This window comes from Pseudomonas sp. Ost2, assembly GCF_018326065.1.
GTDB classification, from domain to species: Bacteria; Pseudomonadota; Gammaproteobacteria; order Pseudomonadales; family Pseudomonadaceae; genus Aquipseudomonas; species Aquipseudomonas gingeri.
On the sequence record NZ_AP021904.1, the window covers coordinates 3,680,799 to 3,702,893 of the forward strand.

At 63.5% G+C, this 22,095-nt stretch carries 19 protein-coding genes; 6 read left to right on the forward strand and 13 right to left on the reverse strand.

The genetic code is table 11. The features are described 5' to 3' along the window. Positions 1-41 precede the first annotated feature (41 nt). The 8 genes from KI243_RS16110 to KI243_RS16145 all read right to left on the reverse strand — a co-directional run bounded on the left by KI243_RS16110 (position 42) and on the right by KI243_RS16145 (position 6,321). Positions 42-1,028: a ribose ABC transporter permease gene (locus KI243_RS16110; protein ID WP_212809296.1), complete on the reverse strand. Its 987-nt coding sequence runs from the start codon at positions 1,026-1,028 to the stop codon at positions 42-44. Positions 1,029-1,083: 55 nt separating this feature from the next. Continuing rightward, positions 1,084-2,628, reverse strand: a complete 1,545-nt coding sequence (locus tag KI243_RS16115) for a sugar ABC transporter ATP-binding protein (protein ID WP_244861719.1) — start codon at positions 2,626-2,628, stop codon at positions 1,084-1,086. Between the two features lie 475 nt (positions 2,629-3,103). Next, entirely contained in the window at positions 3,104-3,622 is a 519-nt protein-coding gene (locus KI243_RS16120; protein WP_177131340.1) for a cytochrome P460 family protein, read from the reverse strand. Positions 3,623-3,664: 42 nt separating this feature from the next. Continuing rightward, complete coding sequence (locus tag KI243_RS16125; RefSeq protein ID WP_017128393.1) at positions 3,665-3,865, reverse strand: YbdD/YjiX family protein; 201 nt, start codon at positions 3,863-3,865, stop codon at positions 3,665-3,667. Positions 3,866-4,138: 273 nt separating this feature from the next. Then, a complete protein-coding gene (locus tag KI243_RS16130; protein ID WP_042936412.1) occupies positions 4,139-4,603 on the reverse strand; it encodes a copper chaperone PCu(A)C in 465 nt (154 codons plus the stop codon). A 29-nt stretch (positions 4,604-4,632) separates the two neighbouring features. Next, entirely contained in the window at positions 4,633-5,238 is a 606-nt protein-coding gene (locus tag KI243_RS16135) for an SCO family protein (protein ID WP_212809298.1), read from the reverse strand. A gap of 119 nt (positions 5,239-5,357) precedes the next feature. Further along, positions 5,358-5,777: a DUF2946 domain-containing protein gene (locus tag KI243_RS16140; protein WP_177082557.1), complete on the reverse strand. Its 420-nt coding sequence runs from the start codon at positions 5,775-5,777 to the stop codon at positions 5,358-5,360. A gap of 103 nt (positions 5,778-5,880) precedes the next feature. After that, the gene (locus KI243_RS16145) at positions 5,881-6,321 is read right to left on the reverse strand and encodes a hotdog fold domain-containing protein (RefSeq protein WP_017128397.1); all 441 of its coding nucleotides are present in this window, start codon (positions 6,319-6,321) and stop codon (positions 5,881-5,883) included. Positions 6,322-6,464: 143 nt separating this feature from the next. Here KI243_RS16145 and KI243_RS16150 point away from each other — a divergent pair, with 143 nt between their 5' ends. Continuing rightward, entirely contained in the window at positions 6,465-7,079 is a 615-nt protein-coding gene (locus KI243_RS16150; RefSeq protein WP_017128398.1) for a TetR/AcrR family transcriptional regulator, read from the forward strand. A gap of 92 nt (positions 7,080-7,171) precedes the next feature. After that, complete coding sequence (locus tag KI243_RS16155; RefSeq protein ID WP_103032922.1) at positions 7,172-7,474, forward strand: DUF2388 domain-containing protein; 303 nt, start codon at positions 7,172-7,174, stop codon at positions 7,472-7,474. A 61-nt stretch (positions 7,475-7,535) separates the two neighbouring features. Here the strand turns inward: KI243_RS16155 and KI243_RS16160 are convergent, their stop codons facing one another. Beyond that, positions 7,536-9,023, reverse strand: coding sequence for a PLP-dependent aminotransferase family protein (locus KI243_RS16160; RefSeq protein WP_212809300.1), 1,488 nt, complete (start codon positions 9,021-9,023; stop codon positions 7,536-7,538). On the opposite strand from KI243_RS16160, the gene KI243_RS16165 reads away from it, so the two are divergent. Both KI243_RS16165 and KI243_RS16170 read left to right on the forward strand, forming a co-directional pair. After that, a complete protein-coding gene (locus KI243_RS16165; protein WP_212811213.1) occupies positions 9,024-10,808 on the forward strand; it encodes an NAD(P)H dependent flavin oxidoreductase family protein in 1,785 nt (594 codons plus the stop codon). 325 nt (positions 10,809-11,133) lie between these two features. After that, entirely contained in the window at positions 11,134-12,105 is a 972-nt protein-coding gene (locus tag KI243_RS16170; protein ID WP_017128402.1) for an alpha/beta hydrolase family protein, read from the forward strand. 702 nt (positions 12,106-12,807) lie between these two features. Here the strand turns inward: KI243_RS16170 and KI243_RS16175 are convergent. Further along, the gene (locus KI243_RS16175; RefSeq protein WP_158683262.1) at positions 12,808-12,957 is read right to left on the reverse strand and encodes a hypothetical protein; all 150 of its coding nucleotides are present in this window, start codon (positions 12,955-12,957) and stop codon (positions 12,808-12,810) included. Between KI243_RS16175 and KI243_RS16180 the strand changes: the two genes are divergently transcribed. Further along, positions 12,956-15,748 (forward strand): winged helix-turn-helix domain-containing protein, encoded by a 2,793-nt coding sequence (locus KI243_RS16180; protein ID WP_212809302.1) that lies wholly within the window; start codon positions 12,956-12,958, stop codon positions 15,746-15,748. The two genes, KI243_RS16175 and KI243_RS16180, sit on opposite strands and share 2 nt — an antisense overlap. Positions 15,749-16,105: 357 nt before the next feature. After that, entirely contained in the window at positions 16,106-19,687 is a 3,582-nt protein-coding gene (locus KI243_RS16185; RefSeq protein WP_212809304.1) for a hypothetical protein, read from the forward strand. A 272-nt stretch (positions 19,688-19,959) separates the two neighbouring features. Here KI243_RS16185 and KI243_RS16190 read toward each other — a convergent pair whose 3' ends face one another. The 3 genes from KI243_RS16190 to sctS are packed head-to-tail and all read right to left on the reverse strand — an operon-like array spanning position 19,960 to position 22,093. After that, entirely contained in the window at positions 19,960-21,006 is a 1,047-nt protein-coding gene (locus KI243_RS16190; RefSeq protein WP_017128404.1) for an EscU/YscU/HrcU family type III secretion system export apparatus switch protein, read from the reverse strand. Next, positions 21,003-21,818, reverse strand: coding sequence for a type III secretion system export apparatus subunit SctT (sctT, locus tag KI243_RS16195; protein ID WP_017128405.1), 816 nt, complete (start codon positions 21,816-21,818; stop codon positions 21,003-21,005). The genes KI243_RS16190 and sctT overlap by 4 nt, the downstream gene beginning before the upstream one ends. A gap of 5 nt (positions 21,819-21,823) precedes the next feature. Beyond that, the gene (gene sctS, locus KI243_RS16200) at positions 21,824-22,093 is read right to left on the reverse strand and encodes a type III secretion system export apparatus subunit SctS (RefSeq protein WP_017128406.1); all 270 of its coding nucleotides are present in this window, start codon (positions 22,091-22,093) and stop codon (positions 21,824-21,826) included. Positions 22,094-22,095 lie beyond the last annotated feature (2 nt).

A 22,095-nucleotide genomic window follows, 5' to 3' on the forward strand; every position in this document is an offset into this window, starting at 1 on the left:
TTATTGTTGAAGCGTCTGTACGTCGGTATTCGTGAGGCCCGTCAGGTACGGGCTCCGGACTGGCGATAGCGATCCAGGGCCACCGCGCCGATGATGACGATGCCCTTGATGATGTACTGCCAGATATCGGAGACGCCGAGCAGCACCAGGCCATTGGTCAGCACGGCGATGATCAGCGCACCGATCAGGGTGCCGCCGATGGTGCCGACGCCGCCGGTAAAGCTGGTGCCGCCGAGGATCACCGCGGCAATCGCATCGAGTTCGTAGGATTGCCCCAGTTGCAGGCCGTTGGCGGCGAACAGGCGCGAGGCGCTCATCACCGCGCCCAGTCCCGCCAGGGCACCGGAGAGGGCATAGACGAACAGCAGCACTTTCCACACCTTGATCCCGGACAGCCGGGCCGCTTCCGGGTTGCCGCCCACTGAATAGATCTGCACGCCGATCACCGTGCGGCGCAGGATGAACCACGACAGCCCGACCACGCACACCGCGATCACCACCAGCCAGGGCACGCCGAGGATCGAGTCGTTGCCGATAAAGGCGAATGGCAGGTCGGGGTTGAACACGGTCTTGTCGTCGGCCAGCAGCCGGGCCAGGCCACGCATGGCGGTCAGGGCACCGAGGGTGACGATGAATGGCGGCAGGCGCATGAAGGCGATCAACCCGCCGTTGACCAGCCCCAGCAACAGGCCGCAGCCGATCCCGGCGAGGATCCCGAGCATGCCGAACTGCGGCGACAACGAGGCCTGCAGGGCCACCACCGCCGAAGCGGCGAGAATCGAGCCCACCGACAGGTCGATGCCGGCGGTCAGGATGACAAAGGTCATGCCGGCGGCCAGCACCACATTGACCGAGGCCTGCTGGGTGATGATCGACAGGTTCTGCACGGTCATGAAGTTTTCGCTGGCCAGGGCGAAACCCAGCAGCAGCAGGATCAGTACCGGCAGCATGCCCACCGTGCGCATCAATTCACGCATGCGCTCCCCCTTGCCGATCGTTTGCAGCGGATTGCCTACGGTCAGCGCCATAGTGTTCGTCTCCACGGTTTTCTGTTGAGGGATGGGCCGTTGCGGATTGCCGGAGTCAGCCATGGGCGGCCACCTGCTCGCCACCGGTGGCCAGTTCGATAATGGCTTCCTGGGATATTTCCCGACCCGACGTGCCACCCACTTCGGCCACCAGCCGGCCTTCACGCATGATCATTACGCGGTCACAGGTGCCGATGATTTCCGGCAGTTCGCTGGAGATCACCAGGATGCCGACGCCGGCCTTGGCCAGTTCGTTGATGATCCGGTAGATCTCCGATTTCGAGCCGATATCCACGCCCCGGGTGGGCTCGTCGAGGATCAGCACATGGGGCTTGACCTCCAGCAGGCGCGCCAGCAATACCTTCTGCTGGTTGCCGCCGGACAGGGCGCCGACACTGACCTTGCCCGAGGCGACCCGGATCGACAGCGACTTGATCGCGGCCACCGCGCGCCGTGCCGCGCTGGCGCGGTCGAGCACGCCACCGGCATGGGCATCGGGGACGCAGGCACAGACATTGATGTTGTCGTTCACGCTCATGTCGAGGAACAGGCCCTGGGCCTTGCGGTCCTCGGTGAGGTAGACCACGCCGGCACGGATCGCATCCGTCGGGTGGCGCAAGGGCGTTACCGGCCGTCCCGCGACTTCGAGGGTGCCGGCAAGGCGCGGATCGGCGGCGAAGATCAGCCGGGCCAGTTCGGTGCGCCCTGCCCCCACCAGTCCGGCAATCCCCAGCACCTCGCCGGCATGCAGGTCGAAGCTGCATGGCTGTACGCGCTTGCCGTCCGCCATGTCGCGCACCCGCATGACCACGTCTCCGGGGGCGTAGGCCGCGTGCTCCTTCTTGTAGAAACCCGACAGGTCGCGACCGACCATCATCTTGACCAGGGTTTCCGCCGACAGCCCGTCGCGCTCCAGCATGCCGACGTACTCGCCGTCACGCAGCACCGAGACGCGGTCCGACAGTTCGTAGATTTCGGCCATGCGATGGCTGATATAGATGATTGCCAGGCCCTGTTCGCGCAATTGCTTGATCAGCGCGAACAGGCGGTCGGTTTCCCGGGAGGACAGCGGCGTGGTCGGTTCGTCCATCACCAGGATCCGGGCGTGGGCATGCAGGGCCCGGGCGATTTCCACCAGTTGGCGTTCGGCGATGGACAAGCTGCTGACCAGGGTCGCGGCCTTGAACTCGGCACCGAGACGGGCCAGCACTTCGACGCAACCGGCTTCCATCGCCTTGCGGTCGATGGTCCAGCCGTGGCGTAGCTCGCGGCCGAGATAGATGTTCTCGGCCACGCTCAGGTTCGGGCACAGGCTCAGTTCCTGGTAGATCACGGCAATGCCATGGGTCTTGGCCGTGCTCGGATCGAAGCTGGCGATGACCTGGCCGCCGATGCGGATTTCACCGCCGGCATCGGCCTGGTAGGCGCCGGAGAGAATCTTCATCAGCGTCGACTTGCCGGCACCGTTTTCCCCCATCAGCGCGTGGATTTCCCCGGCATAGACTTTCAGGCCGACGTTTTTCAGTACGCGCAGGCCGTTGAAGGTCTTGGAGATACCGTGCATTTCGAGCAGCGGAACAGGGATTGCGGCAGGGCTCATGGACAGGCCCTCGCGGCGACGGTCAGCGCGGGCGGCTGAGGAGAACGGCAAAAAAAGCGTAATACCTGATCCAGCAAGAGATCCATTTTTACACCCGGAATTTTTATTTTTATACCTGAGCCATACCGGGGAACATGCCCTGGCCGACCTGATTGAAATAAAATGTAATCAGATAAAATTGTTTACGCAAGCGCTTGCGCAGGCGATTTCATCAAAGGTTAAACGTTTCATCAGGGGATTTTTTTGCTGAGAGCCGTTGCGGACGGGCTGGCGCTCCGTGTCAGGGAAGCGGACGCGGAGCGTGGGAACGATCGATCAGGGATTTTTTGCTGAGGGGCGTTGGACGGGCTGGGGCTCCTCGTCAGGGAGGCGGACGCGGAGCGTGGGAGCGATCGATGGAGAGCAGGCGCCGATCGTTCCCACGCTCTGCGTGGGAATGCAGCCAGTGACGCTCCGCGTCACAAGATCGGAAGCGTTACCGGGCCAGTCGGGTGAAGACGTAGTCCCGGTCCTTTACCAGCGCCTGATGGCAGGCAAAGCAGGTTTCATGCTGGGTCACGTCCGCCGGCTTGCCGTTGATGAAACGGCCAAAACCCCAGCCGCCGGTGCTGGCATATTTCTTCGAGTCCTTGACCATGAATTGCACGGTGGTCGCCTCTCCCGGCACCAGGGCAGCCGCGGCTTCCGCCGATTGCATATGCTTCCAGGCCAGCTTGGCGAGCACGGTGCCGTCCGGAAACGGCAAGGTATCGTTCGTCCGGTAGGCCTTGAGCGCCGTGGGGTTGCCGAGTATCACGCGCAGTTCGTTCAGCGGCGGACCTTGCAGCGACGGTGCCACCAGCTCCCACTGGCGATAGCCGTCAGGGATGGTCACGCCATAGATGGGCGAGGCGTTTTCCTGGGCGGCTTCACCGGACGAACCCGGCGTCGCCAGCACGATGCCCACCGACAACGCCATGCCAGCGCCCAACAAACCTGCATAAAGCCATTTCATATCATCGTTTCCCGTTTGCCCGCTGAAGGTTGGTGCGCCGTTTCAGCAGCAACGTGTCGTGCACTTGCGGCTGTTGTAGCGCGCTTCCTGGCGCTCGCGGAAAAACACCTCGTAGCTCATCACCGGCTGTTCCGGGTGTCGGCTCGCCATCAGGGCGACATAGGCATCGTAATCCGGCACGCCGACCATCGAGCGCGCGATCTGGCGCAGGGTCCGCAGGCTGGCTTGGGCTTGTTTGAACATGGACTGCACTCCGCATGACGGGAAAGCCCGAGGAAACTCGGGGCCTTGAACGGGAGCAGTTAAGCGCGGGAATGTATCCGGGAAGTGTCCCGGATCGCCCGATAAGTTGCATGGTGTATCAAAGGGTTATCTGTACACACTGTGATACAACATGAACGCGACGAGGGGCGATTCAGTTGTGGGAGCCGGCTTGCCGGCGAAAGCGCCGGGATAGACGCCGCAAGACCCTAGGGCCTCTTCGCCGGCAAGCCGGCTCCCACAGGGCAGAAAGCCTCAGTGCATATCACCATGATCATGCATGGGCATTTCGTTGAGCGCACGGGCGGTGGCCTTGACCTCGACCGACTCCTTGACCCCCTTGGCGTTCTCCACCACCAGGGTCAGCGGGACACTGTCGCCCTCCTTCACCTGCCCGACCAGGTCGATCAGCATCACGTGATAGCCCTCTGGGTCGATGCTGACCGCCTTGCCTGCCGGCAGCGCTACCGAGTCCACCGGCTCCATGCTCATGATGTCGTTCTGCATCTTGGATTCATGGATCTGCACGGTCTTGGCCACTGGCGACCTGGCCTCGAGCAACTTGCCGCCCTCGGTCGAGGTAATGCGCATGAACGCACCGGTGGAAGGTTGTCCCGGCACCGTGGCACGGACCCAGGCATCTTCCACCAGGGTCTGCGCGGAAGCGTGCAGGCTGAGCGTTCCAAGAATGGAAAAAGCAATATATTTCAAAGAGTTCATTTCAATATCTCGAATGATTCTAGAGTCGGTCAGCAGACTGACATGACCGTGAGCAGGTCGTCCGCGCATTGCTGGGCCGACAACGACGGCGACAGCCCCAGGCGCAGTTGGCCGCGGGTGTCGTAGACAAAGCTGGTAGCGGTATGGGACATGGTGTAGGTCGAGCCCGCAGGGATCTTCTCGTAGAACACCTTGAACTCCTTGGCCGTCTGCGCGGTTTCCTCCAGGGTGCCGTACAGGGCGACGAAGCTCGGGTCGAAGGCCTTGACGTAGGCGTCGAGCACCTGGGGGGTGTCGCGCTCCGGATCGACGGTGATGAACACCACCTGCAAGCGGTCGCCATCGGGGCCCATCAGTTTTTTGGCGCGGGCGGCACGGGCCAGTGCCGTGGGACACACGGCGGGACACTGGGTGAAGCCGAAGAAGATCATCGGCATCATCCCGCCGAAGCTGCCGAGCATGGTGACGTTGCCCTGGGTGTCCTTGAGCTTGAACTTGCGCCCGAGGATTTCGTCGCCCAGGTCCTTGCCGTACTTGTACGACAGTTTGGGCGAGCTGTCGCAACCGGCCAGCAATCCAAGACTCAGGAGCCCGAGGCCGGCAACGACCTGGCGGCGAGTCAGTAACTCATTCATGTAAAGGGCCCTCTAGGTAGCCTTTTTGTAACGCAGGTATGCAACGCAAGCTGTCGTGACGCGGGAACTCCGGCGAGGAGCGTTCGAGGTCGGGCGCCGACAGCGATTGGCAATGAAGGTCAGGCGCGCAACTGCGGTGGCGCCCGGGAGCGGGAGCCTGGAAAGATCGGCGCGGCGGCCTGTTGCGCAGTGAATGTCAGGGCCGGGAAGCTGATCGGTCGGATGCCCAGGTAACCCAGGGTGGCATGGGAGTCAGCCAGCGCCGGATGCTGGAACAGCAGCGAGCAGTAGCCGCACTTTTCCCAGAGCTGGATATGGTGGGGGGCCGGATCGGTACTGCGTTGGGACGCCAGGTCGGCGCCGGCGACGTAGCCCTCTGGCAGATCGCCGCAGATATCGCTCAGGTCCACCTGCGGGCCATGGGCCTGGCCCGCCCCCTGCCCGATCAACGGCCCGGCGAACACCAGCAGCATGGCGAGCAGGCTCAGCCAGGCTCCGGCGTGGCGCCTGAAGGTTCGATGGGGAAGAAAGGAGGTCATGGGCAGGCAATTTAACACTGTCACCCGGCCTGCGTCGGTTGGTGCGACAAAATGGCACATGAGCACGGGCGCTGCCCATGTACCCTTCGACACCGCGACAGGCTCAGGCCAGCTTGACGTTCATGGTGATCTGCGCGGCAAACACCTTCACGCCCGCCTCGTCGAACGTCTCGACGGCCACCACCTTGTCCCCCGGCGTTTGCCAGTCCACCGCGCTGCCGTCGGCGACAGTGCGCACGTCGGTCTTGGCCTTGGCCAGGTATTCGACGCTCATGCCCTTGGGAATCCAGCGCGCGCCTTCGGGAATCGACACATCGGTCATCACCCCAGCCGCCAGTTCGGCGGCGTTGCACAGGGCAATGGCGTGGACCGTGCCCAGGTGGTTGGTGATTTCCCGGCGGAACGGCACCTGCACCACCGAATGTCCGGCACGCAACTCGCTGATCAAGGGATTGATGGTGCTGAAGTACGGTGCCATCTGACAGGCCATCTGGCTGAATTTTTCCGGACCGGCAGCGGTGAACATGCTCAGGAACTGGCTCATTTTGTGACCTTCTTGGTGGGTGAATGGCTTTAAAGAATAATATTCTGTAAAAGAACAATATTCTGTTAGCGGAAAAACTGTCAAGCTAGGCCATTCTTGAACCGGGCCCAGGGGCCCCTTTGCGAACGGTCAGGTTATTGCCCATGGAAAACCCCGATCTGCTGGAACGCTGCTACCCGGGCCGCAGGGCCGAACTGAAACGGGCGATCCTGCGCCAGGCCCTGTCGTGCTTCAACGAACAGGGCATCGAAGCCAGCACCATCGAAACCATCCGTGCCGCCTGCGATACCAGCGTGGGTGCGATCTACCACCATTTCGGCAACAAGGAAGGACTGGTGGCCGCGCTGTTCTTCACCGCGCTGGAAGACCAGGCGCGGCTGCGCGAAACCTTCCTGGCCGAGGCCCGGACACTGAAGGAAGTGCTGCAGGGACTGGTCTACAGCTATGTGGACTGGGTCGACGAACAGCCGCAGTGGGCGCGTTTTCAGTTCCAGGCACGCTTTGTCGTGAGCAAGGGCCCTTTCGCCGAGGAGCTGGCTACCCGTAACAAGGCCCGCAACCGGCAATTGCGCGACTGGCTGGGCGCCACCCGCGACGCGGATGAGGTCAGCGGCGTGCCGAGGGAGCTGCTGCTGTCGCTGATTGTCGGCCCGGCGGAGAACTACTGCCGGGCCTGGCTGGCCGGGCGCGTGCAGAGCTCCCCGCGAACCTACCGCAGTGAACTGGCCGAGGCCGCCTGGAAATCCCTGCAACCCTGACGGGCCGTGTCCGATAAGCGGGCAACCCCCGCCAGTGGCCAGCAACTACGCTCTACTGAGGGAAACCTCCCTCTTTTCAGGAGTGCAGGATCATGCGTAGCGCAGTGCTGGTTCTTTCCGTTGCCCTCTTGCTCCCCGCCGGCTATGCCGTGGCCGGGGTCGATGCGGGCGATGTGGCGACCTCGGCCGGGGTGTCCGCCTCGCTCTATTCCACCTTCAAGAAGGACAAGAAGATGGTGGCGCCTTCCCACGATGACGCCTCCAGCTTCATTGCCAGCGGCGGCGCGATTCGCGGTGCCTACCTGGAAGCGGCCCTGAAGCAGATCCGCCAGGAACATCCGGGCCTGCGGGCCAGTGACCAGGACCTGGCCGAAGCGATCCTGCTGCAACCTTGACCTTGAGGTGATCTGGCCGCCCTTCCTTTGGAGCGGCGGCCAGGGCCTGGTCTCGGCGCGGTCATCCCGACGCCCCCCTGCCAGCCTGTGCCAGGCGTTGCACGGCCCGGTGGATTTCATCCTGGTTCAACGAGGCGAACCCCAGGCGCAAGGCATTCTCCGGCTGGTCCATCGGTGAAAACAGGCGACCGCTGCGCACCACCAGGTTGTGTTCCAGGGCGTCCACCACCAGCCGGTCGACATCAAGGCTCTTGTCAAAACCGACCCACAGCGCCAGCCCACCTTCCGGTTTACGGATGGCGATACGCTCGCCAAACGCTGCCGCCAGGCATTCCTGCAAGGTTTCGCGGCGCTGGCGATAGGTCTTCGAGACCCGCCGCAGGTGCTTCTTCAGTTCGCCGTCATTGATCAGGTCGGCGAGCATCTTCTGCATCACCGCATCGCCCTGGGACAGGATCAGGGTGGCGCTGCGGTTGAGCACCTCGATCACATTGACCGGCGCCACCACGTAGCTGCAGCGAAAGGTCGAGCCCAGGGGCTTGGACAGCGAACCGATATAGATCACATGGCGTTGCCGGGTATCGCTGGCGAGCGGCAGGTAGGGCCGGCCCTCGAAATGGTACTCATGATCGTAGTCTTCCTCGATCACACAGAAATCGTGGCGCTGGGCCAGGGCCAACAGCTTCTGTCGACGCTCGGCGCGCAGGCTGACCGTGGTCGGGAACTGGTGATGGGGTGTCAGGTAGATCATCCGGACCCGGTGCAGTTGGCACAGGCCGTCGAGCTGCTCGACCTGGCAGCCTTCGTCGTCGATATCGACGGTAACCAGTCGTGCCCCCAGGGCCCGGAAGATCGCCCAGGCCGGCGGATAACTCAGGCGCTCCACCACTACCACGTCACCCGGCTTGATCAATGCACTGGCCGCCAGGTACAGCGACATCTGCACACCCTGGGTCAGGCAGATATTCTCCGCCGTCACCGACAGGCCGCGATTGTTGCGCAGCATATCGGCCAATGCCGCGCGCAACAGGTAACCGGTGCCCTCGCTGCCATGGCGTACGGTGTTGGAGGTAAAGGTGTCGCGTAGAGAATTGCGATAATAGCGATGTAGCACCGCCTGGGGCAGCAATCGATGATCGGAGGCGCCATTGTCGAAGAACAGGGCCTCGGGCAACCGTTGCATCGCCCTGTCCCGCGGGCCCGGGGTCAGGTACGGCACCGTCGGCTCCGAGAGCAGGCGCGGGACGAAATCCTGCGGCACGTCGCGACTCGACGGCGGGGTTTCCAGCTGCGTGTTGACGAAAGTGCCCCGGCGCGTCTCGCTGACCAGCCAGCCCTTGGTGATGGCCTCCTCATAGGCGAGGATCACTGTCTTGCGGTTGACGTCGAGCAGTTGCGCCATTTCCCGGGTGCCCGGCAAGAGGCTGCCGGGGGCCAGCCGCCCCTCGCGGATTGCCGTGACCAGGCCTTCGACAATCTTGCGGTAGGACGCCTGGCCCTGGCTGGCATCGAGGTTGAGCAAGGGGCGCCATTTACGTAGCTGGACCATCTGAATTATCCAAAACTGGAGGTTCTCATGGTCCTAGTCTATCGCAACAATGAGGACCTTATCCGCGCCGAGGTCCTTATGAACGAACATCGCCATGTCATCGAGCTGTCGCCTTCGGGCAAAACCTTCAGTGCCGGCGACGAGTTGCTGCTCGATGCCATGCTCGCCAGCGGCTTGCCGGTGCCGTTCTCCTGTCGCCGTGGTGCCTGCGGCTCCTGCAAGGTCAAGGTGCTCGACGGCCAGCACCGGGGCAAGATGCTCGGTGCGAACGAACCGGCGCCCTCCTACCCGCTGGCCGCGGATGAAATGCTGCTGTGCCAGAGCCATGCCTGTGCCGATATGCGCCTGGCGATCCCTGGCTGGTCGCTGGACACGCCGACCCTGGAAATCAGTGCCGTGGTCGCCGGCAAGCGGGCACTGAGCGACGATATCGTCGAATTGGTGCTGCAGCCCGAAACCGACGATCTGCAGGTACGGGCCGGCCAGTATTTCAAGTTCCGCCTGGCCGACGGCGACAGCCGCTGCTTTTCCGTGGCCAACCTGCCGCAACTGGAGCAGGGCCGACTGGTCTTCCATATTCGCCGGGTGCCCGGCGGGGTGTTTTCCGAGGGCATCCTCGAGGCCCTGCAAGGTGGCCAGCGCTTGAACCTGGAAGGCCCGTTCGGCGCCTGTACCTGGCAACCCGACGGTGAACGCCCGGTGCTGCTGTTCGCCACCGGCACCGGCTACGCCGGGATCAAGCCACTGCTGCTGATGGCCCTGGCCGAAGGTGCCGACGTCAGCCTGTACTGGGGCGGTGCCCAAGTGGCGGACTTCTATGATCGGGAATTCCTCGATGCCGCCTGTGCCGCCCAGCCGCGGCTGCGCTGGTTCCCGGTACTGTCGACGCAGGCCCGCTTGCAGGAAGCGGCCCTGCAGCACCCCCATCGCTGGGCGGACGCCCAGGTCTACGCCTGCGGCAACAGCCGGATGATCGCCGACGTGCGCGGACAGTGCCTGGCCGCCGGCTTGCCGGAGCAGCGTTTTGTCGCCGAGGCCTTCGTGCCCAGCGGCAGCCTGGGCAATGTCCGCCTGCTCAAGCCGCTGGACCCGGTCTGGGAAAAGGTCGGCCCGCGTTACTCGCTGGACGGTATGCTCGCCGCCCGTGCACAGTCGATGCGGGCCCTGGCGCAGATCGCCAGCAAGCTCAGGGTCGGCATGACCACCGCCGAAGCCCTGGAAATGGCCAACCAGCACCTGCAGGCCATGGGCGCCTCCCATACCTGGCACCCGACCTACGTGCGTTTTGGTCCGGACACCGTGCATGTCCCGCGCAAGGGCGTCGACCTGCAACGCCGCCTGCAAGCGAGCGATATCGCCGTGGTCGACCTCGGTCCGGTCTGGGACGGTTACGAAGGCGACTACGGCGACACCTTTGTCTTCGGTGAGCACCCGTTGCACCAGGCCTGCGTGCAAGCCTTGCACGAGGTCTTCGAGGAGAGCCGCGAGGCCTGGTGCAATGGCCTCAGCGGTCGCGGCCTGTATGACTTCGCCGAAGCCAACGCGGCCGCCAGGGGCTGGGTGCTGGAACGCAATATCGCCGGCCATCGGTTGTCCGACTTTCCCCATGCCTTGCACGGCCCGGCCAACCTGGCGGATATCGAGATCGTCCCCAGCGAAATGGTCTGGGTCCTGGAAATCCAGCTGAGCCATCCCACCGAACCGGTTGGCGGCTTCTTCGAAGACCTGCTGATCGGCCAGCCCGGTGCGGCCAGGGACGCCACCACAGGTCGTGCCGTGGCCTGAGCGACGGGATGCGGCCCGGAGCCGTCGAGGCCAAGAGCTGCTACCTTGCTACACAATGGCGCAGCTCCGGGCAACGCCGGCGTATTGCCGGTGCCCTGCCCGGCCCGTCGTGGCCGGCGACCTGACCGAATGCCGGAACGGCCCGGCAAGCCTTCGCCCACTCCCTGCCGCCCGCTGGCCGCCCGGGGGCTTTGCCGATTGACCGAACGCGGCACCGACATCGTTTATCCCCACAGCGCGATCCGACACTGGCGTGGAACCTGCGACCCCTGCCAGCGGCACGAGACCCATCGTTGCCGTCATTCCCTTGAACGGAGAGCGTGTTATGCAACTTGCGTGGTTCGACGAAAACTCCCGCCCCCGCACGCCGGCCAAGGCCGTACTGGCCGGCCTGCTCCTGAGCCTGTTGCTGCTGTGCGGTATCGCACCGGCCCGGGCGGACATGGGCACCATCGATGACACCTCATCGATCAAGAGCAAGATCCTTTCCAAGGACGTCAAATACACCGTCTACCTGCCACCGGACTACCAGCAGTCGACGCGTTCCTACCCGATCCTCTACCTGCTGCACGGCGGCGATGACGGGCGCTACAACGACTGGTTCATGCAGGACAACCTGGGCAACCTGCTGGATCGGCTGATCCGCGCGGGCAAGATCCCGGCAATGATCGTGGTCACCCCGGATGCCTTGCGCAACGAGGCCAACCAGTACGCCACCTTCTACATGAACGACGCCGACGGGCAGTTTCGCTGGGAGGACATGTTCTTCAACGAGTTCATGCCCGATATCGAGAAGAAATACCGGGTGCTCAAGGAGAAACGCTTCCGCGCCATCGGCGGCCTGTCCATGGGTGGCTTCGGCTCGCTGATCTATGCCTTCAAGCATCCCGACAGCTTTGGTGCCGTCGCCGTGATGAGTGCGGCGCTACGCACCGACGAGCAGATCATCGACATGGACACCGCCGGTTACGAACGGCGCTACGGCCATGGCTGGGGCGTCGGTCTGCAAGGCCAGGCACGCATCAACCCGCACTACCTGGCCTACAACGCGCTGAACCTGCTCAAGACCCTGCCGGTCGAGGACATCAGGAAGACCCGCTACTACCTGGACTGCGGCACCGACGACCGGTTCTTCACCGGCAACAGCGTCCTGCATGCGGAAATGAACAAGCTGGGGGTGCCCAATCGCTTCTCGACCCGTCCCGGTGAGCACAACTACGACTTCTGGACCAGTGGTTCGGAAAATATGCTGACCTTTGTCGGACGCAATTTCCAGGAATTGAAGGTGTTCCCCTGAGCTGAAAAAACCGCTCGCCTGATCGGTTGCTGCCTGCGACCCGCGAATCCGAATGAGACACGGCTCACAAACCCGACATCTTGTTCCGCGGGCCGCCGGGCGGCCTGGCAACCGTTTTCGAAGGTTGTTGTCCATCAGGCAGTCGGTTTTCCGAACACGAATCATTTGTTCGATTCGGACTCCCGAACGAAAAAATATTCAACGCTTCACACCCGTGAAACTATTACTTTAAATTTCATATTGTTACTTTTTTGATACATGTTTTTACGCAATGGCACACAACCTGCTTTCTTCCAACCCAAACAAAAAACTCCGTTGCAAGCCCTCGGCCGACTGCTTCAGCAGAACTGGAAAAGCCGATTGATTGTGCGGAACGAAGGTGTTGATCATGACTCCTAATGGTCCAACATCTCACGGCGATCCCGTTGTTGCCACCCTGGCACTGCCCCGGCAAAGGTCGAAAACCGGCCTCGACGAACTGGATCCGCCCATGGAGGGTAAGACGATGAGCACACTGATTCCAGTAATACGCCACCTGTCCGTTTCCTTGTTGCAGCCGCCCGCCTCTCGCAGGTTTGTGGCCTCTCCACCCCGCCTGCCGCGCCGATCCTGCGGCAACGATTCGCCTTCGTCGGGCCGTCCGCCCGTCTAGCCGATCGATCCGCCTCAGCGGCTCCATGCGCCTGCGTAGCATGAACACATTCATATAAATGAAGCCTGCTGAGCTGACTCTTGGGCGTGTCCTGCGCCCTGTACACCATGCCAAGTACCAACAAAGGCAAGCGCCTGATTGCCGAAAAACTCAATAAACGGTGCCCACATGAAGTTGAGCAACAGCAGCCCTGTAAACATGGACGTCATTCCCCTCAGCCACGTGCAACAGCAAGGAGCGATCTGTTTCGGTCCCTTCACCTTGCTGGCGCGACAGCATCTGCTGTTGAAAGATGGCGAGCCGGTCACCCTGGGCAGCCGGGCCCTGGCCTTGCTGATCGCCATGGTCGAGCGAGCGGGAGAGTTGCTGGAGAAGACCGAGCTGATCGCGTTCGCCTGGCCGAAGATGGTCGTCGAGGAATGCAACCTGCGAGCACAGATCGTCGCCCTGCGGCGCGCCCTCGGCGATGACGGCAACTTCGGCTATATCTCGACGGTGCCGGGTCGCGGGTATCGGTTTGTCGCGCCCATTACCCAGTATGGCGGCAGCCGGCACACCGGCGTCGACGACAGTCCCACAGTGGTCGAAGCGAAATCGGAAGTGAAATCCGAACTGCCCGGGTTGATGACGCCGGTCATCGGTCGCGACGAGATGATCCGCGAGCTCTGCGCCCAGGTGGTCAGCCGGCGTTTCGTGACCCTGACCGGCCCCGGCGGCATCGGCAAGACCACCGTCGCCCTGGCCGTAGCCAATGCCCTGGCCGACGAGTTCCCCCAGGGCAGCTGCTTCATCGACCTGGCGCCGGTGACCGCGCCGCACCTGATTCCCGGCATGCTGGCCTCGGCCCTGCACCTCAACGCGATGGCCGAGGACCCGCTGCAGGGCGTGGTCAGTGCCCTGAACAGCAGTCGCCTGTTGCTGGTCTTCGACAACTGCGAGCACGTCCTGGAAACCGTTGCCGGGCTGATCGAACTGCTGTTGCGTCAGGCGCCCCACTGCTGCGTGCTGACCACCAGCCGCGAGCCCCTGCGGGCTACCGGGGAATCGGTGCAGGTTCTCGACTCGCTGCCGCTGCCGGCGCCGGACAGCGACCTGGATGCCGCGCAGGCCCTGGCCTACCCGGCGATCCAGCTGTTTGTCGAGCGGGTCCAGGCCCACGATCCCGGCTTCGTCCTCAACGATGCCGACGTCGCGGCGGTGTGCGCCATCTGCCGCAAACTCGACAGCAGCCCGCTGGCGATCGAGATCGCCGCCGCGCGGGTCCGGGCCTTTGGCATCCCGGACCTGGTGAACCTGCTCGACGGCAGTTTCCGCCTGCTGATGACCGGCCGCCGCACCGCCATGCCCCGCCACCGCAGCCTCAGTGCCGCGCTGGACTGGACCTATTCGATTCTCAGCGCGGCCGAACAAGGCATGTTGCGGCAACTGGCCGTGTTTACCGGCGCCTTCACCCTCGCGGCGGTGCGGGCGGTGATCGGCCAGCAAGGACTGGAAGCGCACAACGCCCTGCCGCTGCTGGAAAGCCTGATGGACAAATCCCTGCTCAGTGCCCGCGAAGATGAAGCCGTCAAGCGTTACCGCCTGCTGGAAACCACGCGGGTCTATGCGCTGGAGAAGCTTGCCGAACATGACGAGGCCAGGCAGGTGCACAAGCGCCACGCGCTCTTTACCCGGCAACTGCTGGCCGAGGCCGGGCAGAAGCTCGATAGCCTTTCACCCGCCGCCTGGATTGCCCTGTACGGTCCGGAAATCAACGCGTTGCGCAGTGCCCTCGACTGGGCCCACGGCGCTGCCGAGCACCTGCTGGCCGTTGAAATCACGCTGGTGGCGGTGCCCCTGTGGTTGCGCCTGGGCCTGCTCAATGAGTGTCGGGTCCAGGTCGAGCGCGGCCTGGAGGAAAACGCCGGGGCCGACGACCTGGCGATTCGTCGCCGGATGCAACTGATGACCGCGCTGGCCACCGTGCTGATGCTCACCTACGGCGCCGGCGAACCGGTGCGCGAGGCCTGGCGGCGGGTACGCGAGGACGCCCTGGTCCTCGGCGACACCGAGCACAAGCTCAAGGCTCTGTGGGGATTGTGGTCCGATCGCTGCGCCGCCAACCAGTACCGCGAGGCGCTGGAGCTGGCGGAACGCTACAACCTGCTGGCGGAACAGGAGCGGGTCGTCGACTATCCGTTGCTGGGCAAGCGCATGCGCGCCACGGCGTTGTTCTACATGGCCGACCTGCCCGGTGCGCGGCAGAATATCGACGAGGCGATCAGTGCGCCCTGCGCCTCGCATTCGGACGTCATCGAAGCGCATTTCGACCAGCGCATCGCCGCTTATTGCCTGAAGGCCAACGTCTCGCTGCTCGAGGGCCAGGTCGACGAGGCGTTGTTCACCATCGACAGCAATGTCGAAAAGGCCTTGAAACTCAATCATCCGGCGACGCTCTGGTACACCCTCTGCATGAGCACCCTGCCGATTGCCCTGCTGACCGACAACCTGCCCAGCGCCGCCTGCTACCTGAGTCTGCTGCAGGACAGCACGACCCAGCACGACCTGCATATCTGGCGGCTGTTCGGCGACTGTTTCGAAAGCGTCCTGCTGATTCGCCAGGACCACCCGGAACGCGGTGTGCGCCAGCTCGGCGAAGCACTGCGCTTGCTGCGCCTGCAGGCGGACAGCCCGTTGTTCAGCTTTTTCCAGGGCGAATACGCCCTTGGCCTGGCTGCCATCGGCCTGGGCAACGCCGGGCTCGAAGTGCTGGAGGAAACCCTGCAACTGACCCAGGGGCGTCACGAGCGCTGGTATCTGCCGGAACTGCTGCGGCTCAAGGCCCGCCTGTGCGCGGCGCAGAACAGCGCCACCGCCAACGCCCTGGCCCATTCGTTGCTGTACCAGGCGCTCGCCGAGGCGACCCGGCAGGGCGCGCGGTTCTGGATCGCGCGGATCAATCTCGACCTGGCGCAACTCGACGAACCGCGTCTGCGTCTGGCCAATTACTGAGGCCTGGTCTCAAGGGGCCTTTCGCGGGCAAGCCCGCTCCCACAAGTTAAGCGCGGACTGCCTGTGGGAGCGGGCTTGCCCGCGAAGAAGCCACCACGGATCTCCCTTCATCCGTCCTGCGCCCAGGGTTTCTTGACAGGCGTATTTCACAGCCGTGAAACGTTGTGAGAAGTTGCCAAGAAACCCGCCCGCCGGCTCCTCCAGCACCTACCATCGCCGAAGCAGCACGCCTGCGCCCAGGAGCAGCAACCCCGCGGACCTCCGCCAGGCCCTGCCGTGGGCCGACTGTGCGCCCCCGACCAGAAGCCCCCTTCTGGAACGCCAACTGCCTCGGACCTCTCTAGCACGGACTTCGCCATGATCAAACTCGACAAGCCCTCGACGGTTCCCGCCGAATCCTCCTCAAGAACCCCCAGTGTCTTCGACAGCCTGGTCGACAAGGTTAAGAACCTGGCACGCAACGCCGGCGAGGCCCCGGACGAAGGTCCGCAGAAGCACTTCAAGGTCCTCGCCGCCGAGCACAAGCCGGTGCCGGGCAAACCGGCCACGGAAAAACCCTCCACTGAAAAACTCAGTGACGAACAGGCCAAACAGTACACGGACATTACCGCCCTGCCCGAGCCCCTGGATTTCAGCAAACTGAAGATCGTTTCCGAGGACGCCACGGCCGGGGTGATCTACTTCGAGCATGAGGGCAACAAGTACAGGATCAGCCAGTCCGCCGCGGCAGAGGCCCAGGGCGGCTACGACATCACCGACAACCTGCGTTTCGGCCATGCCGTCACCGAACGCCCCGGCCAGGGCCCGGACCACGGCACCCAGCTCTACGACTTCCTGCACACCGTCAACGCCGCCCAGGGCACACCGGCCTACAAGGTCATCGCCGAAAGCTTCTCCGATCCCGACAAGCAACTGCTGCGCAAGGACGAGGCCGGGATCGGCTTCGACGCGATCGAAGCGGTGGAGCCCGCTGCCGAGGGCGTCCTGGAGGTCACTCTCAAGGACGGCCGGGTGCAGGTGGTGGCCGAAGGCATCACCCCCGATGCCTTCGAGACCTACACGGCCATCGGCAAGGTCAAGGACACCCTGGCCGAAGGCAAGGCCAAGGGCTACGAGGAAATCAGCAGCCTGCCGGGCGACTTCAAGGGCGACCACTTGAAGGTCGACTCCCAGGCCCCCGAGACCGGCGTGATCTTCTTCGAAGATGCCGGGCATAAGTACATGATGAGCGGCGCGGCGAACCCGGCCGACTACAACCTGCTGCACGGCCTGGCCGCCACCGAAGGCACGCCGGCCGGCGACCTGATCAAGGGCGCGCTGGCCGACCCGAACCAGGGGCTGGTGCGTGAAGACGGCGACGCCGCGAAGCTCACCGATATCAAGAAAGTGGAAAGTCCGGCGGACGGCGTGCTCAAGGTCACCCTCAACGATGACAAGGTCGTCACCGTCAGCAAGGACATCACCCCCACCCGCTTTACCCAGTACAGCGAGAAAGGCCAGACCCTGGCCGGTATCGAGAAGGCCAGGGGCGACGGCTACACCCTCGCCGGCCCCGACGACTACCTGCCGTCCACCGAGGACATCATGAGCGTCGGCGGTGCCGGTGATTACGGTCCCGGGCTGATCGCCTTCACCTACCACAAGCCCGGCGCCGACGAGCAGAAGATCGTCGTATCCCAGGAAAGCAACCCGCAGATGTTCGACCAGATCTCGGGCTATCGCGACGATATCGCCGCACAGACAACCGATATCGACAAGTTGCGCACCGACCATGGCCTGCCGCCGCTCAAGGACGTCACCGTCGACGGCCTGGCAACCACCGAGAAAGGCGACGACGGCAACCCGCTGTCGGTGCAGGACCTGACCATGAAGAGCCTGGTGGACGACTACCGGGCCGGCATGAAAGACGGCAGCATCGGCAAGGAGGACCCTCGCGCCAAGTTCATCCGTGCGCTGGATGCCAAGAACATGGCCGACAACGGCATGTCGATCATTCCCGAACATGGCTTCGGCAACTTCGGCAATGCCCAGGACGCCATCGGTGTCACCTCCCGCGACGTGCGCGAGAATATTTTCGACGTCAAGGCCATCGACGAACAGATCGCCACCCTGCTCACCGACCAGGGCATCCAGGCCGACCTCAAGTCCCATCACGACGCGGCCCTGGGCAAGGTCGACGGTGGCCAGGCCAAGGTCGACGAAACCCGCCAGAAGCTGATCGACAGCACCTCGTCGGAGAACTTCATCAACTACATCGCCGACCTGCAGAAGGACGGCAAGACGGAACTGGCCGGCGAGGAAATCCGTTCGGCCTACCAGGGCCTGGCGGACATCGATCCGGCCAGGGCCGATCAGTTCCTCAAGGACCTGCAGGTCGACAGTTATACCCTGGAAATCGACAAGCTGATGAAGGACCCCAGCCTGATTTCCGACGAGGCCACGGCACAGGCGACCCGCGACGTCGCGCTGACCACCATCAGCGTGCTCAAGACCACCGGCGTGGATATCCCGCGCAACGGCCTCAACACCTACGAGAAGTTCGTCCAGGAAGTCCTGCTCAAGGACAAGGATTCGGCCCGTGATTTCGGCAAGGCGGCCACCGAGCTGGGGGACATCTGGCAGAAGAACGGCAAGATCACCACCGAGGACATCAGCAAGGTGGTCGACAACTCGCCGATGGATGCGACGAAGAAGTCGGCCTTTCGCGAACACCTGGGCACCCTCAACAGTGCCGGCATCCTCGGCTCCATCGGCGGCACCATCAGCGGCGCCCGCGCAGTCTACCAACTGATCAAGGGCGATACCCTGGGCGCCACGCCGCAACAGCGGCTGGCGATAGCCGGTGACTTCATCGGTTTCCTCGGTACCGGCAGCCATTTCGCCAAGCTCGGCGGCAACATCTACGACAAGCTCACGGGCACCGAAGCCAGCCAGATGCTCGGCCTGGACAAGTCCCTGCCGGATATCTGGAAACCCAAGACCAGCGATGTTCCGGGCATCGACGGCACCACCAGTGCCCTGACCCCGGAACAGAAGGCCGCGGCGGCCGAGAAGCTCAAGGATCACCTCAAGCGCGAGGACATCCAGTCGAAGATCTTCGACACCATCGACAATTCGATGCTCGATGGCGACGCCAAGAATGCCGGCAAGGCGCTGAACAAGGGGGCCGGGCTGTTCAGCGACGACAATATCGACAAGGTCAGGGACGGCATTATCAGCGGCGTGGAGAAGCGCGGCATCAATATCAAGGAGCCGGCACGCTGGCAGCGTATCGCCGGCAGCGCGATCAAGATCATCGGGGCCACGGCGGACGTGGTCGGCAGCGTGCTCGGCATTACCAGCGGGGCCCTGACCATTCGCGACGGCGTGCGCGAGAAGGACGATATCAAGATCGCCCAGGGCGCCCTTGGCGTGGCCGGCGGTGTCAGTGGCCTGGTGGGTTCGATTGCCGGGGTGACCGGTCTGTTCGGCACGGTCGGGCGGGTGATCGGCGGGCTCGGGCCGGCCGGTTTCCTGTTCAGCGGCGCGCTGTCGCTGGTGGGGGTGATCCTCGGCTCGATCAAGGAACACAAGCTGCACAAGCTGTCGATGCAGAACTGGGACCAGATCAAGGACTTCAAGGATGACGGCCTGCTCAAGCCCGGCGGCGACGAGGCCTATGTCTGGTTGCAGACCTACCTGTCGGACTGGGGCCAGCGCGATGCGCCGACCAACCAGAGCGTGTTCGATTTCCGTGGGGAAGAATGGGCCCATCACTCGACGATCAAGGACAAGCCCTATCACCCGGACTATATCGGCGATGGCAACAACCGGCGCTCGGAGGACTTCAAGTACTCGACCCGCGACTCGGAGTGGATCGATGACGATCACAAAGTGATCTGGCGGACCACCGACGGCTATGGCACCTATCACGATGTCGACAAGCCGCTGGGGAGCTGATTCAGGTCAGTGATGTGCAGTGAGGCTGATGGCCTCTTCGCTGGCAAGCCAGCTCCTACAGGGGCCGTGTCGAACAGGACTTCTGCGTACGACACACACCTTGTGGGGTTGCAGCAGTCATGTGTAGGCGGGATGTGTAGCGAGGCTGATGGCCTCTTCGCTGGCAAGCCAGCTCCCACAGGGGCCGTGTCGAACAGGATTTCTGCGTACGACACACGCCTTGTGGGAGCTGGCTTGCCAGCGAAGGCGGCATCGACAACCCCGCCGACCTCTCAGATCAGGCGTGCATTCACCAGCAACAGCGCCACGGCCTGGAAGGTGTTCTCCGGAATCGGCTCGCCGACCACCGAGCGCCGGGCAATCGCTGCAGCCAACTCCACATCCACGGCCTGGGGAATATTCAACAGGCTCGCCTCTTCCAGCATCTGCGCCGCCTCCTCCGGCGCGGCCCGTGCCACCACCACCGGTACCGGCGTCTCGCCGCGGACATAACGCACGCCCACCAGCCAGCCATCGCCGGTGCCGATCATCAATGACGCCTGCCCCAGCCCCAGCTTGCCGGCCATGGCCTGCATTTCCTGGCGCTGGCGCCGCCGCTCGCCCTTGATCAGCGGATCGCCGTCGACATCCTTGCGCTCGCGCTTGCTTTCGCTCTTGGTCATCTTCATGTCGCGACCGAACAACCAGCGCTGCATCATCACGTCCACCGCGCCCATCACCAGGTAGGTGGCGACCACGGTGAACACCAGCGGCTTGAGCATCAGGTAGAACGTGGCCTCGATACAGCCGGCGCCACAGCGCGAGGAATCCATCAGCGCCTGCAAGGCATGCCGCCCGACCACGTAGAACGCCAGCCCCAGCAGGCCGACCTTGACCAGCGCCTTGAGGAACTCCACCAGGTTGCGCACCGCGAACACCCGCTTGAAACCCTCCGCCGGGTTGATGCGCTTGAAATCCGGCTTCAACGGCTCGACCGAGAAGATGAAGCCGCGCATGGTCACCACGTTGGTCAGCACCACCGCCCCCACCGTCACCGCCACCAGCGGCAGGGTCACCGACAGCCACAGCTGTTGCGCGGTATCGAGCAGGCGCGGCCAGACGGTATTGAACGGTTCGATGTAGACCTGGGTGGTCAGGTCGATCAACGCTGTGACCTGGCCCTGGACCCGGGCAATGGTCGCCGAGATATACAGCGAGGCGCAGAGAATCACCATCGCCGAGACCAGGTCCTGGCTCTTGGCGACCTGGCCTTTCTTGCGCGCGTCCTGGAGTTTCTTGTCCGAGGCCGGTTGCGACTTCTCCTCGCTGGTCTCGCTCACGGCGTCACTCCGCTCAAGGTCTTGAGCACCTCGAAAGCCCCCCGGAACTCCGCCAGCTGATCGAGCATCAGCGGAATCAGGAAGCTGATGTAGATGACCATCAGTACCGAGAACACCAGGTTCTTCACCGACAACGCCAGGTCGAAGATATGCAGGTTCGGCGCCATCCGCGAAAGGAACGCCAGCATCATGTCGGCCACCAGCAGGGAAATCACCAGCGGCGAGATCATCATCACGCCGATCCGCATCACCTGGTCGAGGATCGACAGCACCGCCAGCAGCGCCTGACTGGCGAACAGCGGCGTGAAGGCGGTCACCGGCCACAACTGATAGCTGTGGTAGTAACCGTCGACCATCAGGATAAAGCCGCCGGACATGAAGAACAGGGTGATCATCATCACCGTCAGCAAGGTCGCCATCACGCTGGCTTCACCCACCGAGAGCGGGTCCACCAACTGGGCCATGGTCGAGCCGCGCTGCAGGTCGATCAGCTCGCCGGCGACCTCGGCGGCCCAGAACGGGATACCGAACAGCAGGCCGATGGTCAGGCCGATCAGCAATTCCTTGAGCATCAGGCCCACCAGGAACAGGCTGCCATGTTCGCCCATGGAGGTCAGGGCCTCGAACGCCGGCAGGAACATCGGGATCGAGATCGCCACGGCGACACAGCCACGGATCATGCCCGTCAGGCCCAGGCGGTTGAACGCCGGGGTGATCAGCACCAGTCCGGTGGCCCGGCATACCGCCAGGGCCGCCGAGGTGATCACCGGGTAAGCGACTTCGACAAAGGCACTGGCAAGGTTGGCTTCCATGCCGCTCACCGGGTCCAGAGCGGGAAGTTGTCCAGCACCTGGTTGCCCAGCTCCATCACCTGCCCGGCCAGCAACGGCCCGACAAACACGATCACCAGCAACACCGCCACCAGCTTGACCACCTGGGGCAAGGTCTGGTCCTGGATCTGGGTCAGTGCCTGGAACAGCCCGACACTCAGGCCGATGATGATCGCCACCCCGAGTGCCGGTGCCGACAGCAGCAACACGGTCATCAATGCCTGTTTCATCAGGCCGAGAAATACGTCCTGGCCCATGG

Bases quoted from the DNA above. Each gene is read 5' to 3' on its own strand.
- KI243_RS16125 (WP_017128393.1), bottom strand. From the start codon at position 3,865: ATGTTCAAACAAGCCCAAGCCAGCCTGCGGACCCTGCGCCAGATCGCG.
- KI243_RS16160 (WP_212809300.1), bottom strand. From the start codon at position 9,023: ATGGTCCAGCTACGTAAATGGCGCCCCTTGCTCAACCTCGATGCCAGC.
- KI243_RS16145 (WP_017128397.1), bottom strand. From the start codon at position 6,321: ATGAGCCAGTTCCTGAGCATGTTCACCGCTGCCGGTCCGGAAAAATTC.
- KI243_RS16185 (WP_212809304.1), top strand. From the start codon at position 16,106: ATGATCAAACTCGACAAGCCCTCGACGGTTCCCGCCGAATCCTCCTCA.
- KI243_RS16175 (WP_158683262.1), bottom strand. From the start codon at position 12,957: ATGTTTACAGGGCTGCTGTTGCTCAACTTCATGTGGGCACCGTTTATT.
- sctS (WP_017128406.1), bottom strand. From the start codon at position 22,093: ATGGGCCAGGACGTATTTCTCGGCCTGATGAAACAGGCATTGATGACC.
- KI243_RS16130 (WP_042936412.1), bottom strand. From the start codon at position 4,603: ATGAACTCTTTGAAATATATTGCTTTTTCCATTCTTGGAACGCTCAGC.
- KI243_RS16120 (WP_177131340.1), bottom strand. From the start codon at position 3,622: ATGAAATGGCTTTATGCAGGTTTGTTGGGCGCTGGCATGGCGTTGTCG.
- KI243_RS16180 (WP_212809302.1), top strand. From the start codon at position 12,956: ATGGACGTCATTCCCCTCAGCCACGTGCAACAGCAAGGAGCGATCTGT.
- sctT (WP_017128405.1), bottom strand. From the start codon at position 21,818: ATGGAAGCCAACCTTGCCAGTGCCTTTGTCGAAGTCGCTTACCCGGTG.
- KI243_RS16135 (WP_212809298.1), bottom strand. From the start codon at position 5,238: ATGAATGAGTTACTGACTCGCCGCCAGGTCGTTGCCGGCCTCGGGCTC.
- KI243_RS16115 (WP_244861719.1), bottom strand. From the start codon at position 2,628: ATGAGCCCTGCCGCAATCCCTGTTCCGCTGCTCGAAATGCACGGTATC.
- KI243_RS16155 (WP_103032922.1), top strand. From the start codon at position 7,172: ATGCGTAGCGCAGTGCTGGTTCTTTCCGTTGCCCTCTTGCTCCCCGCC.
- KI243_RS16170 (WP_017128402.1), top strand. From the start codon at position 11,134: ATGCAACTTGCGTGGTTCGACGAAAACTCCCGCCCCCGCACGCCGGCC.
- KI243_RS16110 (WP_212809296.1), bottom strand. From the start codon at position 1,028: ATGGCGCTGACCGTAGGCAATCCGCTGCAAACGATCGGCAAGGGGGAG.
- KI243_RS16140 (WP_177082557.1), bottom strand. From the start codon at position 5,777: ATGACCTCCTTTCTTCCCCATCGAACCTTCAGGCGCCACGCCGGAGCC.
- KI243_RS16150 (WP_017128398.1), top strand. From the start codon at position 6,465: ATGGAAAACCCCGATCTGCTGGAACGCTGCTACCCGGGCCGCAGGGCC.